This window comes from Thermohalobaculum xanthum (assembly GCF_016623495.1).
In the GTDB taxonomy this organism is placed as follows: Bacteria; Pseudomonadota; Alphaproteobacteria; order Rhodobacterales; family Rhodobacteraceae; genus Thermohalobaculum; species Thermohalobaculum xanthum.
Window position 1 is genome coordinate 881,004 of record NZ_JAEHHL010000001.1, and the last position, 16,424, is coordinate 897,427.

A 16,424-nucleotide genomic window follows, 5' to 3' on the forward strand; every position below is an offset into this window, starting at 1 on the left:
GCAAGCGCCGCCCCGGCTAGACGATCCTGCGATGCGGGCTCGCCCGCGCCCCGGTCACTCGGCGATCGGAGCGCCGGGGACGGCCTCGTATGGATCGGCATGGGAGACCGGCCCGGCCGTCGCCCCGGTCCCCGGCAGGACCTCGAACAGCGGATCGAAGTCGACCATCGTCGCGGCAAGCGCCCCGAGGATCCCGACATCGCCCTCGACCGTCGCCACGCCGCTGGCGATCTGCTCCTCGAGGGTGATCTCACCGGTCATCGTTCGCTCGAGATCGGCGCGGTTGATAACCAGCGTGAGGTCCGGCTGGTCGGCGAGGAAGCCCTCGAGATTGGTCAGCGTCGCGTTCTCCATCTCGACCACGAACTTCTCGCCGTTGTCGGGCGTGATCAGGTTGATGGTAAAGCGCATCCCCTCGGCCTTGCGGCTGTCCATGCGGATGCCAAGGAAGTTCAGGAACAGCTCGGTCGACATCGCCCGGATCACGTCCGGCCCGGACGATTTCGGCGACTGGCCCTCGGCGATACCCGAGCGCAACTCGTAGGCGCCGTTGAGGAAGCTGTTGCGCAGGCCCGGGTTCTCCTGCTGGTATCCGAGCTGCTCGTAGACATCGGCAAGAAGCTCCTTGGCAGCCTGGTTGCCGGGCTCGGCATGGATCAGCTTGTCGAGGATCTCGGAGGCGAGCCGGTACTCGCCGGCGTCGTGCAGTTCCCGGCCCTTCACCAGGATCTTCTCGGCCCCGCCCATCATCTCGACATAGAGCGGCGCGCTGTCGGACGGCGCGTGCGGGATCAAAGTCGCCGGGTTGCAGTCCCAGTAGCCAAGGTACCGGTTGATGACCCCGCGGCTGTTGTGCTCCGGCGAGCCGTGGTAGCCGCGGCAGTGCCACTGCTGCTGAATGCTCTTTGGCAGCTCGTAGATCTCGTGGATCTGGTTGATCGTGACGCCCTGGTTGGCGAAGTGCAGGACCTGATTGTTCATGTGGGCGTAGAGGTCGCGCTGCGCGCGCATGACCTCCTGGATCCGCATATTGCCCCAGCGCGGCCAGTGGTGCGCCGTGAACATCACCTCGGCCTCGGTCCCGAAGAGATAGAGCGCCTCGGCGATGTACTTCGACCACCGCAGGGCATCGCGCACCGGCGCGCCGCGCAGCGTGTAGATGTTGTGAAGCGTCGACGAGATGTTCTCTGCCATCCAGAGCGCCTTCATCTCGGGAATGTAGGTGTTCATCTCCGAGGGCGCCTCGGTGCCCGGCGTGTTCTGGAACACCATGCGCACGCCGTCGAGATCGAGATACTCGATATCGCCCTCGACGATCTTGCTCGGCGCGATCAGGCCGACATTTCCGGCCGACGTACCCTGACCCAGGCCCTGGCCGACATAACCATGCGGACCCGCCTGCAGCAGAACCCCGTATTGGTAGAACAGCCGGCGGTTCATCGCATTGCCGGCATAGACGTTCTCGGAAATCGTGTGCTCCATGAAGTCGCGCGGCGCGATGATCTCGATCTTGCCGGACGTCACGTCGGCCTCGTCGATGACGCCGCGCACGCCGCCCCAGTGATCGGTATGGGAGTGCGAGTAGATCACCGCGCTGATCGGCAGGCCCTCGCCGCGGTGCTCCTGGAAGAACTCCCAGGCCGCGCGGGCGGTCTCGGCGGAAATCAGCGGGTCGAAGCAGATCCAGCCGGTCTTGCCGCGCACGAACGAGATCTGCGAGAGATCGAAGCCGCGGACCTGGTAGATCTTGCCCTCAAGCACCTCGTAGAGGCCGTAATCCTGGTTGAGCCGCGACTGGCGCAGGAGCGAGGGGTGGATGCTGTCCCACTCGGTATCCTCGTTCAGGAAGTCGAAGCGCGCCATGTCCCAGGCGACATGACCGGCATCGGCCATGATCTGCTTTTGCGGCATCTCGGCGATCAGCCCCTTCGCCTGCTCGTCGAAGTCCCGCGTGTCGGCGAAGGGCAGCGTCTTGCGCGCCTCGGCAAGAACGCGGAGCGTGTGCTCGGACGGCGCCTTGCCCTTGGGATGGAAATGCCCCTCGAGAGGCGCCGCGCCCTGCGCCCGCGCCGGGGCATCTTCGAGCGCCACATGGCCCGCCACGGCGAACAACGCCCCGGCCGATGGCACCGCCTTCATGAAATCGCGCCGGGTTGTCATGATCGATCCTCCTGGATGGTTCCACTCATATTTTTAGTGAAACCCGGCCCGCGCGCCCCTTCATTGACCCAGATCAGTGCAGTTTCGATTTGGCACTGATCCGGGCGGCGAAATCGCGAAAGGGAAGCGCGCCGCGCCCAGGGGGCTGCGCACTTCGATTGAGGCACAGGCCGGTTCTGGATCGAGGCCGTCGACGGGCGGCCCGCGTCGGGCTACGCATGCCGAGACCGGGCCCGGTGCGCCTCGGAGCGCAACGCGGTCACGCCGAGCCGAGGGAGGGCGCATCGGATGAGCGGCTACATCGACCCGACGAAGGAGGACTTCGCGCGATTTCGCGAGATGACGCGCGAGGGGCCCGTCCACATGCTGAACCTGCTGCGCTTTCGCGAGAGAGCGGCGTATCCCGACGGAACCGAGGCGACGGGCGCCGAGGTGACTGGGGCCGAGGTGACTGGAGCCGAGGCCTATCGCAGCTATGCACGCGAGAGCGCGCCGGTGCTCGAACGGCTGGGCGGGCGGCAGGTCTGGATCGGGCAGCCCGAACTCATGCTGATCGGCCCTGCCGAGGAGCGCTGGGACCTCGCCTTCATCGCCGAGTATCCAAGCGTCGAGGCCTTCGTCGCCATGCTGCGCGACCCGGACTATCGCGAGGCAGTGCGCCACCGGCAGGCCGCGGTCGCGGATTCTCGGCTGATCCGGATGTGGCCCGGCGTGCCCGGCGCGCGGTTCGGCGAGTTCGGGGAAGGCGGGCCGGAGGCCGCGCGCTAACGTCCCTGCCCTGCACGACGGCGCGGTCCCCGTGCGACGGGCACGCCCCGGACCTCAGATTTCCTCGACCGCCGCCACGCCGGGAACGGCCTTGAGCGCGCCGCGGATTTCGGGGCCCACGGGGAAGTGGCCGGGCAGGTCGATCTCGACCTCCTGGTTCAGCTCAGGCAGGGCGACGACGATCGAGACCGGGCCCTCGCCGCGCTTGGCGCGTCCCGCGGCGGTGCGGCCGATGCCAAGGCGCCGCTGGACCGACGTCAGCGCATCCTCGCCCTCGACATGGACGCGCAGGCCCGAGGCGGCGGCATCGGCGATCACCTGCTCGATCGGCTGCACGGCACGCAGCATGAGGCGCCCGCCCTCGGCGCCGCCCTCGGCCTCAACGGTGAGGACGAGGTTGCTGCCGGTCTCCAGGAGCCCCTCGGCAGCGAGCAGGACGTCCGAGAAGGCCATCACCTCGAAGGCGCCCGAGGTGTCAGAGAAGCCGATGAAGGCGAAGCGGTTGCCCTTGGCCGACTTGCGGACCTGCACGCTGGCGAGCGTCCCGGCGATCCGCCCCGTCCCGCCCGAGCGCTGGGTGCGGAAGGCGAACTCGGCGTGGGTCGCGACCTTCTTGCGCCGCAGCGCACCCATGTAGTCCTCGAGCGGGTGGCCCGAGAGGTAGAAGCCAACGGCGCCGTGCTCCTCGCGCAGGCGCTCGGTCGGCAACCAGTCCTCGGGGTCGGGCAGGCGCGGCGGCGGCAGCGCCTCGCCCCCGCCGCCGAACAGCGAGACCTGCGAGGAGGTCCGCTCCTCGTGCACCGTAGCCGAGTAGTCGATCAGCCGGTCGAGGGCCGTGAGCGCGCGGCGGCGGTTGGGCTCGAGCGCGCCCAGCGCGCCGGCCCTGGCCAGCATCTCGAGCGCGCGCTTGCCGATGGCCTTGAGGTCCACCCGCCGCGCGAAGTCGAAGAGGTCGGCGAAGGGCCCGCCCTCGGCCCGCGCGCGCTCGATGGCGCGCATCGCCTCAACGCCGACGCCCTTGAGCGCTCCCAGCGCGTAGAGGATGCGCCCGTCCTCGACGGTGAAGCGCGCCGCCGAGCGGTTGACGCAGGGCGCCTCGATCCCGATCTCGGTGCGGCGGCATTCCTGCACGTAGATGTTGAGCTTGTCGGTCAGATGCAGGTCGAGGTTCATCACCGCGGCCATGAACTCGACCGGGAAGTTGGCCTTGAGATAGCCGGTCTGGTAGCTGACCAGCGCATAGGCCGCGGCGTGGGACTTGTTGAAGCCGTAGTTCGCGAACTTCTCGAGCAGCGCGAAGACTTCCTCGGCCTTGGTCTTGCTCACGCCGTTGGCGGCGGCGCCCTCGACGAATTTCGGGCGTTCGGCGTCCATCGCCTCCTTGATCTTCTTGCCCATGGCGCGGCGCAGCAGGTCCGCGCCGCCGAGGCTGTAGCCCGCCATGACGCGGGCGATCTCCATCACCTGTTCCTGGTAGACGATGATGCCCTGGGTCTCGTCGAGGATCGGGTCGATTGACGGATGCAGGCTCTGGCGCTTCTCGATCCCGTGCTTGACGTTGCAGTAGGTCGGGATGTTCTCCATCGGACCCGGGCGGTAGAGCGCCACCAGCGCCACGATGTCCTCGATGCAGGTGGGCTTGAGCTGGCGCAGCGCATCGCGCATGCCCGCCGATTCCACCTGGAAGACGCCGACCGTGTCGGCCCGGGCGTAGAGGTCATAGGTCGCCTGGTCGTCGAGCGGGATCGTCCCGATGTCGAGCTCGACGCCGCGCAGCTTGAGCAGGTCGACGGCGTTCTGGATCACCGTGAGCGTCTTGAGCCCGAGGAAGTCAAACTTCACCAGCCCCGCGGGCTCGACCCATTTCATGTTGTACTGGGTCGCGGGCATGTCGGACTTGGGGTCCTGGTAGAGCGGCACCAGCTCGACCAGCGGGCGGTCGCCGATCACCACGCCTGCGGCGTGGGTCGAGGCATTGCGGTAGAGGCCTTCGATCTTCTCGGCGATGTCGAGCAGGATGCCGACATTCTCGTCCCGGGCGGCTTCCTCGGCGAAGCGGGGCTCCTCCCTTCGGGCCTGGGCGATGGAGACGGGCTTGACCCCTTCCATCGGGATCAGCTTCGAGAGCCGGTCGCCCTGGCTGAACGGCATCTGCAGCACGCGCGCCACGTCGCGCACCGCGGCCTTGGACAGCAGCGCGCCAAAGGTGATGATCTGGGCCACGCGGTCGCGGCCGTAGCGCTCCTGAACGTAGCGGATCACCTCCTCGCGGCGGTCCTGGCAGAAATCGATGTCGAAGTCGGGCATCGACACGCGCTCGGGGTTCAGGAAGCGCTCGAACAGGAGGCCATAACGCAACGGATCGAGGTCTGTAATCGTCAGCGCATAGGCCACCAGCGAGCCCGCGCCCGAGCCGCGGCCCGGGCCCACGGGGATGTCGTGCGCCTTGGCCCACTTGATGAAGTCGGCGACGATCAGGAAGTAGCCGGGAAACCCCATCTGCTCGATGACACCAAGCTCGAAGTCGAGACGCTGCTCGTACTCCTCGACCGGGGCGGCGTGGGGGATGACGGCGAGCCGCGCGGCCAGCCCCTCGCGTGCCTGGCGGCGAAGCTCCTCGACCTCGTCATCGGCGAATTTCGGCAGGATCGGCGGATGGGTCTTCGGGCGAACCGCGCAGCGGCGGGCGATTTCCACCGTGTTCTCGATGGCTTCTGGGATATCCTTGAAGCGCTCGATCATCGCCTCGGGTGGCTTGAGCCAGTGCTCCGGCGTGATCTGGCGGCGGTCGCTCTCGTTCACGTAGCGCCCCTCGCGGATACACAGCAGCGCGTCATGCGCCTCGAACATCGCGGGGTCGGCGAAATAGACGTCGTTGGTAGCGACGAGCGGCAGGTCCTGGTCGTAGGCGATGCCGATGAGGGCGGGCTCGGCGGCTTCCTCGGCCTCGGTGCGCAGGCTCTCGCCGGTGCCGTGGCGCTGAAGCTCGACATAGAGCCGGCCGGGGAAAAGCCCTGCGAGGCGCGCGGCCAGCGCCTCGGCCTGCGCCTGGCGCCCGAGCCGGATGAGCCGGCCGAGCGGGCCGTCGGCCCCACCGGTCAGGCAGATCACCCCCTCGGCATGGCGCGCGAGGGTGTCGAGCGGGATCGAGGGCTCCGAGGCCGCGTCGGTGTCGAGCCACGCGGCCGAGGTCAGCGCCATCAGGTTGCGCCAGCCCGCCTGGTTCTGGGCGTAGAGCGCGACCGGCGCGGGCGCGACGGGCTTCTCGCCGGGGCGGGTCTCGGCATAGCCGAGCGCGAGCTGGAGCCCCATCACGGGCTGGATGCCCGCCTTGGCCGCCGTCTCGGCGAATTCGAGCGCGCCGAAGAGGTTGTTGGTGTCGCACAGCGCGACCGCCGGCATGCCGAGCTTCTCGGCCATGGCGGGCAGCTTCTTGACGTGGATCGCCCCCTCGAGCAGCGAGAATGCGGAGTGGACGCGGAGGTGGATGAATCGCGGCTCGGACATGCCGCGAGCCTAGCGCCGGGCCCGGGGCACCGCCAGTCCCGGAAGCGGGATCAGCGCGGCGGATCCGCGGTGGCCCGTGCCCCGAGACGCTCACGGCCGCATTGACCCCGCCCGCCCCTTGGCCTACCCCTTCGGGTGGCGGCAAGCGGATGGGCGGGGCATGGCGGCTTTCGCGCTCGATTTCCTCTGGATCACGGCGGCGCTCTACGCGGGGCACATGGCGGCCTATTTCGGGCTGGGCTGGCCGCTGGCATGGTGGAACCGACGCCATCCCGAGCGCCGCATCCAGACCGACCGGCGCGGCGAGGACCATGCGCGGGCCGAGATCGTCCAGAGCCTAAAGGCCCTGGTCCCGATCTGCGCGATGATGGGCGCGGGCCTGACCCTTCAGCGGCACGGACTGACGCTGTGGACGCCGGTCGAGGGCTGGGTCGCGGCGGCGGGGATGTTCGTGGTCTCGGTCCTGCTGTTCGACGCCTGGTTCTACTGGGCCCACCGGCTGATGCACTGGCGGCCGCTCTACCGGTTCCACAGGCTGCATCATCGCTCGCTGGCACCCACGGTCTGGTCGACCTATTCGGACGACCCGGTGGATGCGCTTGTGCATCAGGGCTATCTGCTGGTCGCGCCGCTGCTGCTGCCGATCCCGCCGCTGGTGCTGATCGCGCATCGCCTCTACGACCACCTCAACGGCCAGATCGGGCATGCGGGCTTCGAGTATTTCGCGAGCCCCACCGCCCGGCGCCCCTGGCCGCTGGTCTGCACGACCTTCCACGACCAGCACCATGAACTCTTCAATTACAACTTCGGCAATTTCTTCTCGGTCTGGGACCGGCTGATGGGCACCCTCCATCCCGGCTACGACCGCAAGGTTGAGGCGATGACGGAGGGGGCGGCGCCCTCGCCCTCGCGGCCCGGGAAGACGCATCCGGCGGAGTGAGCCATGACGGAATTCCTCGACTACAGCGACCCGCAGCAGCGGCCGCGCTTTACCGGGCTCGCGACCTTCTTCCGGCTCCCCTATGTCGAGGACTTCGAGGCAAGCCCGCCCGATATCGGACTGATCGGCGTGCCCTATGATGGCGGCGTCACCAACCGACCGGGCCCGCGCCACGGACCGCGCGAGGTGCGCAACCAGTCCTCGCTGATCCGGCGCGTGAACCAGGCGACCGGTGCCGCGCCCTTCGCGGCGGCCACCGTGAGCGACATCGGCGACGCCTGGGTCAAGCGGCCCTTCGACCTGACCGCCGCCCATGCCGAGATCGAGGATTTCTACGCGCGCGTCCACGCGGCCGGCATCCGGCCGCTGACCTGCGGCGGCGACCATTCGGTGACGCTGCCGATCCTGCGCGCGATCGCCAAGGACGGTCCGCTGGGCATGATCCACATCGATGCCCATTGCGACACCGGCGATGACTACCTGGGCTCGCGCTTCCATCATGGCGCGCCCTTCAAGATCGCGGTCGACGAGGGGCTGCTCGACCCGGCAAAGGTCGTGCAGATCGGGATTCGCGGCACGCTGTTCGCACCCGAGATGTGGGCCTTCTCCTACGCCTCGGGGATGCGGGTGATGAAGATCGAGGAAGTCGAGGAACGCGGCTGGCGCGCCTGCATCGAGGAGGCCGTCGGCATCGTCGGCTCCGCGCCCGCCTATGTCAGCTTCGACATCGACAGCCTCGACCCGGCCTTCGCGCCGGGCACTGGCACGCCCGAGGCGGGGGGGCTGACGATGCGCGAGGCGCAAGGCATGGTCCGCGCGCTGGCGGCGCTCGACATCCGGGGCGCCGACATGGTCGAGGTCTCGCCACCCTACGACGTGGGCGGCATCACCGCGCTGAACGGCGCGACGATCATGTTCGAGCTCTTATGCGCGATGACAGGCGGGCGGTCGGCCTGAGCCATCACTCCTGCGTGAGAGGGGGGCGGCATCCGGCGGCGAAATTCCTAGCTTTGCCGGGACGTTCCGACCTGCCCCCACCCCGGCCCGGGCGTTCGCACCGGGCCCATTGCCAGGAGATTGCCGCATGCTCGACGCGCTCGAACGCCCCTTCACATCGCCGGCCTCGCAGGCCCTCGCACTGGCCGCAACCCGCATCGCGATGGCCGGGCTCATGTTCTGGTGGGGGCTGGTCAAGGGCCTGAACCTGGGCGTCGGCCAGGCCGTCAGCGACGGGTTCTACGGAGGCCTTTTCACCGTCGACGCGCTGCTGGTGGCTTTCGGCTGGTTCCAGGTCGCGGCGGCGATCGCGCTTGCGCTGGGGCTGTTCCGGCGGGTGCTGCTGCCCTTCCAGCTGGTGATGAACGCTTTCGTTGCGTTCTCGGTCTCGGTCTGGTTCATCGACCCGTTCTGGCTCTGGATGCCGGGCGAGAAGCCGTTCCAGTTCGGCCAGCTGTTCTATCCCTCGATCATCGTCGCCGCGGTTTCGTGGCTTCTGCTGGCGCTGCGCGAGCAGGATTGGCTGGCGCTCGACACGCTCTTGCGCGGGCGTGGGGAGGCCCGGCTCGCGGCCTGAGCCGGCCCAGCCCGCCACGATGAACGTAAAAGGCGCGCATCCGGCGATGCGCGCCCATTCGTCCGTTCGGCCCCGCGGGTGACGGGGGTCAGACGATCACGCCACCCTCGAGCCGGACAGTGCGGTCCATCCGGGCCGCCAGCTCGTGGTTGTGGGTCGCGATCAGCGCGGCGAGCCCCGTCTCGCGCACCACCTCCATCAGCATGTCGAACACCCGGCCCGAGGTCTCGGGGTCGAGGTTGCCGGTGGGTTCGTCGGCCAGCAGAAGCGCGGGCTGGTTCGCGAGCGCGCGGCAGATCGCGACGCGCTGCTGTTCGCCGCCCGACAGCTCGGCCGGGCGGTGGCTGATGCGCTCGGTCAGGCCGACGCGGGTCAGGAGCGCCTCGGAGCGCGCGCGGGCGGCGGCGCGGGATGCGCCTGCCGCAAGCTGCGGGATCGACACGTTCTCCTCGGCCGAGAACTCGGGCAGCAGGTGATGGAACTGGTAGACGAAGCCGATCAGCCGCCGGCGCGCGCCGGTGCGGCCGCGGTCGTCGAGGGTCGAGACCGGCTCGCCCCCGATCGAGACCGTGCCGCCGGTGGGCGTGTCGAGCAGCCCAGCGATCTGCAGGAGGGTCGACTTGCCCGCGCCCGAAGGCGCGACGAGGGCCACGATCTCGCCGCGCGCGACCGACATCTCGGCGCCGCGCAGGACCTCGATCACCCGCGGCCCCTGCCGGAAGGTCCGGGTGATGCCGTCGAGACGGAGCACGGCGTCACTCATAGCGCAGCGCCTCGACCGGATCGAGACGCGCGGCGCGCCAGGCCGGATACCACGTCGCGAGGAAGCTGAGTGACAGCGCGAGCACCGTGGTCATCACCACGTCCGAGGGGACCATCACCGCCGGCACGCGCGTGAGCATCCGGATCTCGGGGTCCCAGACCGAGGTGCCGAGGATCCCTTCGACCGCCGACTGGATCTCGGCAATGTTCTGGGTGAACACCACGCCAAGCAGCACGCCCAGCACGGTGCCGACCACACCGATCGAGGCGCCGCAGATGAAGAAGATCCGCAGCACGGCCCCTTTCGGCAGGCCCATGGTCCGCAGGATGCCGATGTCGCGCCCCTTGTCCTTCACCAGCATGATGAGACCCGAGATGATGTTCAGCGCCGCCACCAGGATGATCAGGGCGAGGATCAGGAACATCACGTTGCGCTCGACATCGAGGGCCGAGAGGAAGCCCGAATTCGCGCGCTTCCAGTTCCAGAGATAGCCCGCCGAGCCGATCGACGGGCCAAGCGACACGCCGATGCGCTCGACCTCGTCGGGCTGGCCGACCATCACCTCGATCGCGTCGACCCGGCCGTCCATCTTGAAGAAGGCCTGCGCCTCGGCGAGCGGCATGAAGACGAAGGCGCGGTCGTATTCCGACATGCCGATGCGGAAGATGTAGGCGATGCGGTAGCCCTTGACGCGCGGCGCCACGCCGAAGGGTGTGGTCAGGCCGCGCGGGCTGATCAGCGTGATCGTGTCGCCCACGCCCAGCCGGAGGCGCTGGGCGAGGCCCGCGCCGATCGCGACGCCGCCCTCGCCATACTCGGCGAGGCTGCCGCGGGCTTCCTCGGGGTCGGCCACGGCCTCGAGCGTCGCGAGATCTTGGGCCCGCATGCCGCGGATCAGGGCGCCGGAATTGCCGGCGTCGGACGAGGCCATCACCTGGCGTTCGAGGATCGGCGCGACGCGCGTCACCTCGGGGTTCTCGCGCAGGCGGGACACCATGCCGTCGAAATCGGCGATGCCGCCGGCGTCGGCCGACAGGACCGAGATATGCGGCTGCGCGCCGAGGATGCGGCCGACCAGTTCGGTGCGGAAGCCGTTCATCACCGACATCACGATGATCAGCGTAGCCACGCCCAGCATGATGCCGACGAGGCTGAAGCCCGCGATGACCGAGATCGCGCCCTCGCTGCGCCGCGCCCGCAGATAGCGCCCCGCGACCATCCACTCGAGGCGCGAGAAGGCCCCGCCATAGTCGCCAGAAGCCATTTGATCAGAGCCCCGCGTAAATCGCCCCGAGTTTCGCCACCGCGGCCTCGGGCGTCAGTTCCTCGGACGCGCCGGTGCGGCGGCAGGCCAGCTCGACCACGCCCGACTTGAGCCCGCGCGGTCCAACGGTAAGACGCCAGGGCAGGCCGATCAGTTCCATCGTGGCAAACTTGGCCCCTGCCCGGTCGTCGGTGTCGTCGTAGAGCACCGAAAGCCCGGCGGCTTCGAGCTTCGCATAAAGGTCCTCGCAGGCCGCATCGACCGCGGCGTCGCCCTGCTTGAGATTGACGAGGCCGACGGCGAAGGGCGCCACGCTCTCGGGCCAGATGATGCCCTTGTCGTCGTGGCTGGCCTCGATGATCGCACCGACGAGGCGGCTCACGCCGATGCCGTAGCTGCCGCCATGCACGGGCACCTTCTCGCCCTCGGGCGTCGCGACGAGGGCCTCGAGCGGCTCGGAATACTTGGTGCCGAAGTAGAAGATGTGACCGACCTCGATGCCCCGGGCCTCGACCCGGCGCTCCTCGGGGACCATCGAATGGAACAGTGCCTCGTCATGCGTGTCGTCGGTCCGGGCATAGGGCGCGGTCCAGTCGTCGAAGATGGCCTGGAGCTGTGCCCGGTCGTCGAAGTCGATCTCGCGGCCGCCGAGGCTGAGGTCCACGACCGTGCGGTCGAGGAAGACGCCCGACTCGCCGGTCTCGGCAAGGATCAGGAACTCGTGGGCGTGGTCGCCGCCGATGGGACCGGACTCGGCCTTCATCGGCACCGCCTTGAGGCCGAGCCGCTCGAAGGTGCGCAGGTAGGCCGCCATCATCTGGTTGTAGGAATGGATCGCCGAGGCGTGGTCGAGATCGAAGGAATAGGCGTCCTTCATCAGGAACTCGCGCCCGCGCATCACGCCGAAGCGGGGCCGGACCTCGTCACGGAACTTCCACTGGATGTGATAGAGGTTCTTCGGCAGGTCGCGATACGAGCCGCAATAGGCCTTGAAGATCTCGGTGATCATCTCCTCGTTCGTCGGCCCATAGAGCATGTCGCGATCGTGGCGGTCCTTGATCCGCAGCATCTCGGGGCCATAGGCGTCGTAGCGGCCCGACTGGCGCCAAAGATCGGCCGACTGGATGGTCGGCATCAGCACCGGGATCGCGCCCGCACGCTGCTGTTCCTGGTGAACGATCTCCTCGATCCGGCGCAGCACGCGGTAGCCCAGCGGCAGCCATGAATAGATGCCCGCCGATGCCTGGCGGATCATGCCGGCACGCAGCATCAGGCGATGCGAGACGATCTGCGCCTCGGCCGGGGTTTCCTTGAGGACGGGCAGGAAATAGCGGGTCAGACGCATGCGTCACTCTCTTCGGAAAGGGCGAGGCCGCAAGGGCCGATCGGGCCCGAGGTGTAGGGGCAAAGGGCCGCGCTGGCAAGCGCGGGCGGCGGCGCGGCACTCTTTCGCAAAGGTTCCATCGCGAGGGGGTGACAGCAGGTCGCAGGCACGCTATAGGTGCTTCACAACAAAAAAGAACGGCCCACTGAGTCCGGTCCGGGTCTAGGGGAGAAGCGGCCTGCCTCGCGGCGGGCCGTATCACGTTCCGGACCTCAAGGTAAAGCTCCAAACGCAATCGTCAGCAGACTTTTTCGCGCCGGATCCGGGTTGCGGGGTCAGTCGGTCGTGACCTGGGACTGGACCCCAAGCGCCTTGGCCACCTGCGACAGGCGGCGCTCGATCTCCTCGCCCTGAAGCTCGGCGGCCGCCCCCCTCAGGCACAGCGTGATCGCGTCGGCGTCGCGCATGACATCGACATCCTCAAGGACACCCGGCGTCGCCGCCGCGATCTGGATGCCGAGGCGCAGGGTAAGGCCGATCTGCTCGGCGCGCGCGCGCTCGTCCTCGGATATCAGGCGCATCGCGTCGACATCGGCAAGGGTCTTGCGGCCGCGCTTGTGGCGATACGAGAGCGCGGCGCCGAGAATGATGCGCGCGCGATGGCCGATATCGCTGATCGACACGCGGGTCACGGTCTCCCAGCAGCCCTGCACGCGGTAGTCCGGGTGGGTGCGCCAGTTCACGTCGGCCAGATGCGCGGCAGCGCGGATCAGTCGCTCCTCGTCAGCGTCTGCGGCGGGCAACGCGCGCAGCACCCAAGATCCCAGCTCGGCGCCGAAGCCGGGCGCGCGGGCGCGGCGCTGTTCCTGGTCGATGCAGCCCGCGATCAGCGGATCCTGGCGGCGCAGGACCGGGGGCATGTTCTCGAAGCATACCCCCTCGCGCAGCCCGAAGGCCGAGACCCTGACATCACTGGGCGCGAGCTTGTCGATCAGGCCGCGCAGCAGTTCGCCCGCATGGGGCAGGACCGGCGCGCGCGACTGCGAGACCCCGGCGAAGGCGGCGAGCGCCTCGGGCGAGGCCGCCGCCGCCCAAGCACCGAGGTCGGAGGCCGCTTCCGGGGTGATCGTGTATTCGTGCAGCACCTTGAGCGGATAGTCGCTGCGGTCCATCTCGAGCCGCGCCAATGCGCGCCACGAGCCGCCGACAAGGTACATGCACTGACCCTTGGCGCGGAGGGCGGGATCGAGGGCATCGAGGTGACGCCCGATCTCGGCCGCGACGTCGCGACCCCGCGCCGCGATCGCCGCAAGGCGAAGCGGGCCGAGGGGCATGGTCACCCCCTGCCCCACGCCGCCGCCGCCCACGGGGCAGATCTCCATCGAGGCGCCGCCAAGGTCGACCACGAGACCCTCGGCCCCGGGGTTCCCGAACAGCACGCCCTGGGCCGCGAGACGCGCCTCGTCGCCGCCGCTGGCGACCATCAGCTTGATCCCGACCTCGCGCTCGACGCGCTCGCGAAACTCGGGGCCGTCCTCGGCCTCGCGGATCGCCGCGGTCGCGACGCCCTGCAGTGCCGCGACGTCGAGATGCTCGGCCAGCGCGGCGAAACGCCTGATCGCCGCGAGCGCCCGCACCGCACCCTCGGGATCGAGCCGTCCGGTGTCGTTGAGCTGCGCGCCCAGCGCGCACATCACCTTTTCATTGTGGATGACGGCGGGGCTGCGCTGCCCGCCCTCGAAGACCACGAGGCGGACGCTGTTCGAGCCCGCGTCGATGACGCCGATGCGGCCCGTGCCGACGGCCGCGGGCTTGGCGAAGGACCGCGCACGGGCGCCGAAGAAGTCGCGCTGCATGTCGGCGGCGCTAAGCACGCGCGCGTCACCGAGGCCGGAGCGGCGTAGCATCTCGCTCGTCACGGGTCCTCTCGCGTCAGGCGGCCGAACTGCGTTCCCGGGTGAGTCGCGGCGCATCCTCGGCACCGCTGCGTCCTCGACCCGAGAGCGAGGGATACTTCATGAAGAACTCGTGGCAACTGAAAAGTTCCTCGCCCGGCGCGGCCTTCGCGCGCAGGTACCGGCCGTCGGGCATCAGGACCCAGCTCTGCGCCTCGTCGCGCAGGTTGGCGGCCATGATCTGGTCGATGATCTGCGCATGGACCGTGGGGTTGTCGATCTCGACAAGGGTCTCGACCCGGCGGTTGAGGTTGCGGCCCATCCAGTCGGCCGACGAGATGAATACCCGCGCGTCGGGCGAGGGCAGGCCGTGACCGTTGCCGAAGCAGGTGATGCGGCTGTGCTCGAGGAAGCGGCCGACGATCGACTTGACGCGGATGTTCTCGCTCAGCCCCTTGATGCCGGGGCGCAGGCCGCAGATGCCGCGGATCACGAGGTCGATCTTCACCCCCGCCTGGCCGGCGGCGTAGAGGGCGTCGATCACCTCGTCCTCGATCAGGCTGTTCATCTTGGCCCAGACCTGCGCCGGGCGCCCGGCCCTTGCATGCTCGGCCTCGGCCTCGAGGCACTCGACCAGCGTGCGCTTGAGCGTCAGCGGCGCCACCTGCACCTTCTCGAGCCCGCGCGGCTCGGCATAGCCGGTGGTGAAGTTGAAGATCTTGGCCGCGTCGCGGCCATGCGGCGTCGAGCAGGTGAAGAGCGAGAGGTCCGTGTAGATCTTCGCCGTGATCGGGTGGTAGTTGCCCGTTCCGAAATGCGTGTAGGTCACGAGGTCGTTGCCCTCGCGGCGGACGACGGTCGAGATCTTGGCATGGGTCTTGAGATCCACGAAGCCGAAGACGACCTGCGCCCCGGCACGTTCGAGCGCGCGCGCCTGTCGGATATTGGCGGCCTCGTCGAACCTGGCCTTCAGCTCGACCAGCGCGGTGACGGACTTGCCGTCCTCGGCCGCCTCGCACAGCGCCTGGACGATCGGGCTGTCCTTCGACGTGCGGTAGAGGGTCTGCTTGATCGCGAGCACGTTGGGGTCGCGCGCGGCCTGCTGGAGAAACTGCACCACGATCTCGAAGCTCTCGTAGGGATGGTGGAGCAGCATGTCCTTCTGGCGGATCGCGGCGAAGATGTCGCCGTCATGGTCGCGCACGCGTTCGGGCAGGCGCGGCTGGTGCGGCGTCCAGCGCAGGTCCGGCCGGTCGTCGACCACCAGTTCGGCGAGATCCGCGATCCCGACCACGCCCTCGACGGTGATGGCTTCCTCGGGGCTGACGCCAAGCTCGGCAACGATCAGGCGGCGCAACTGCTCGGGCGCCTCGGACGAGATCTTGAGCCGGATCACGTCGCCGCGGCGTCGGCGCTTGAGCGCGGTCTCGAACTCGCGGACAAGGTCCTCGGCCTCTTCCTCGATTTCGAGGTCACTGTCGCGCAGCACGCGGAAGATGCAGTGCCCCTCGGAGCGGTAGCCGGGGAAGAGCTCGTCCTGGAACAGCGCCAGCAGCTTCTCGAGCGGCAGGAAGCGGACCTCGCCGTTGGGGCCGTCGGCCAGCCGAAGGTAGCGCTTGAGCTGCGAGGGCACGGGGATCAGCGCGTTGAGTGGCTCGCCGTCGCGGTGGCGCACCAGCTGGAGCGCAAGCGCAAGGCCGCCGTTGGGGATGAAGGGAAACGGATGCGCCGGGTCGATTGCCAGCGGGCTGAGGACCGGGAACACCTGCGCGAGGAAGAAATCGGCGAGCGACGCGCGGTCCTCCTCGGTCAGGTCGTCGCGGGTCAGGACATGAATGCCGGCCTCGGCCAGGAGCGGTCGCAGCGTGCCCCAGGTGCGCTGCTGCGCCACCAGCAGGCGCACGGCGTCGGCATCGATCAGGTCGAGCTGCTGGGCCGGCGTGCGCCCGTCGAGCGAACGGGTCTCGACCCCTGCCCGCTTCTGCGCGCGCAGGCCGGCGACGCGGACGGTGTAGAACTCGTCGAGGTTGTTGCCCGAGATCGACAGGAAGCGGATCCGCTCGAGCAGCGGCTGGTGCGGGTTGTCGGCTTCCTCGAGCACGCGCCAGTTGAAGGCGATCCAGGACAGCTCGCGGTTCTCGAACCGCTCGGCCGAGGCGGGGTCGATCTCGACGCGGTGCCCGGCGGGCACGTGGGTCTCGGTGGTGTTGAGGAAATCCGCGCGCATCCG

The 16,424-nt window shown here is 68.8% G+C and carries 11 protein-coding genes; 4 read left to right on the top strand and 7 right to left on the bottom strand.

Annotation, left to right across the window (positions count from 1 at the left end; genetic code table 11):
- Window positions 1-54: 54 nt before the first annotated feature.
- Window positions 55-2,160 carry an alkyl/aryl-sulfatase gene (locus H0I76_RS04115; RefSeq protein ID WP_200607372.1) on the bottom strand — a complete coding sequence of 702 codons (2,106 nt, stop codon included), beginning with the start codon at window positions 2,158-2,160 and terminating at the stop codon, window positions 55-57.
- Between the two features lie 288 nt (window positions 2,161-2,448).
- On the opposite strand from H0I76_RS04115, the gene H0I76_RS04120 reads away from it, so the two are divergent.
- Window positions 2,449-2,928, top strand: coding sequence for a DUF1330 domain-containing protein (locus H0I76_RS04120; protein WP_200607374.1), 480 nt, complete (start codon window positions 2,449-2,451; stop codon window positions 2,926-2,928).
- Window positions 2,929-2,982: 54 nt separating this feature from the next.
- Here H0I76_RS04120 and dnaE read toward each other — a convergent pair whose 3' ends face one another.
- Complete coding sequence (gene dnaE / locus H0I76_RS04125; RefSeq protein ID WP_200607376.1) at window positions 2,983-6,435, bottom strand: DNA polymerase III subunit alpha; 3,453 nt, start codon at window positions 6,433-6,435, stop codon at window positions 2,983-2,985.
- Between the two features lie 160 nt (window positions 6,436-6,595).
- Here dnaE and H0I76_RS04130 point away from each other — a divergent pair, with 160 nt between their 5' ends.
- The 3 genes from H0I76_RS04130 to H0I76_RS04140 all read left to right on the top strand — a co-directional run bounded on the left by H0I76_RS04130 (window position 6,596) and on the right by H0I76_RS04140 (window position 8,948).
- A complete protein-coding gene (locus H0I76_RS04130) occupies window positions 6,596-7,375 on the top strand; it encodes a sterol desaturase family protein (protein WP_200607378.1) in 780 nt (259 codons plus the stop codon).
- Window positions 7,376-7,378: 3 nt separating this feature from the next.
- Window positions 7,379-8,332: an agmatinase gene (gene speB / locus H0I76_RS04135; RefSeq protein WP_200607380.1), complete on the top strand. Its 954-nt coding sequence runs from the start codon at window positions 7,379-7,381 to the stop codon at window positions 8,330-8,332.
- Window positions 8,333-8,459: 127 nt separating this feature from the next.
- On the top strand, window positions 8,460-8,948 hold the full coding sequence (locus H0I76_RS04140; protein WP_200607382.1) for a hypothetical protein: 489 nt from the start codon (window positions 8,460-8,462) through the stop codon (window positions 8,946-8,948).
- A gap of 88 nt (window positions 8,949-9,036) precedes the next feature.
- On the opposite strand, the gene H0I76_RS04145 is transcribed toward H0I76_RS04140, so the two are convergent.
- The 5 genes from H0I76_RS04145 to H0I76_RS04165 all read right to left on the bottom strand — a co-directional run bounded on the left by H0I76_RS04145 (window position 9,037) and on the right by H0I76_RS04165 (window position 16,421).
- A complete protein-coding gene (locus tag H0I76_RS04145) occupies window positions 9,037-9,711 on the bottom strand; it encodes an ABC transporter ATP-binding protein (RefSeq protein WP_200607384.1) in 675 nt (224 codons plus the stop codon).
- A complete protein-coding gene (locus H0I76_RS04150) occupies window positions 9,704-10,975 on the bottom strand; it encodes a lipoprotein-releasing ABC transporter permease subunit (RefSeq protein ID WP_200607386.1) in 1,272 nt (423 codons plus the stop codon). The genes H0I76_RS04145 and H0I76_RS04150 overlap by 8 nt, the downstream gene beginning before the upstream one ends.
- A gap of 4 nt (window positions 10,976-10,979) precedes the next feature.
- The gene (proS, locus tag H0I76_RS04155; RefSeq protein ID WP_200607388.1) at window positions 10,980-12,320 is read right to left on the bottom strand and encodes a proline--tRNA ligase; all 1,341 of its coding nucleotides are present in this window, start codon (window positions 12,318-12,320) and stop codon (window positions 10,980-10,982) included.
- A 314-nt stretch (window positions 12,321-12,634) separates the two neighbouring features.
- Window positions 12,635-14,218 (bottom strand): Ppx/GppA phosphatase family protein, encoded by a 1,584-nt coding sequence (locus H0I76_RS04160; RefSeq protein ID WP_200607390.1) that lies wholly within the window; start codon window positions 14,216-14,218, stop codon window positions 12,635-12,637.
- Window positions 14,219-14,231: 13 nt separating this feature from the next.
- Window positions 14,232-16,421 (bottom strand): RNA degradosome polyphosphate kinase, encoded by a 2,190-nt coding sequence (locus H0I76_RS04165; protein WP_200607392.1) that lies wholly within the window; start codon window positions 16,419-16,421, stop codon window positions 14,232-14,234.
- Between the last annotated feature and the right edge of the window lie 3 nt (window positions 16,422-16,424).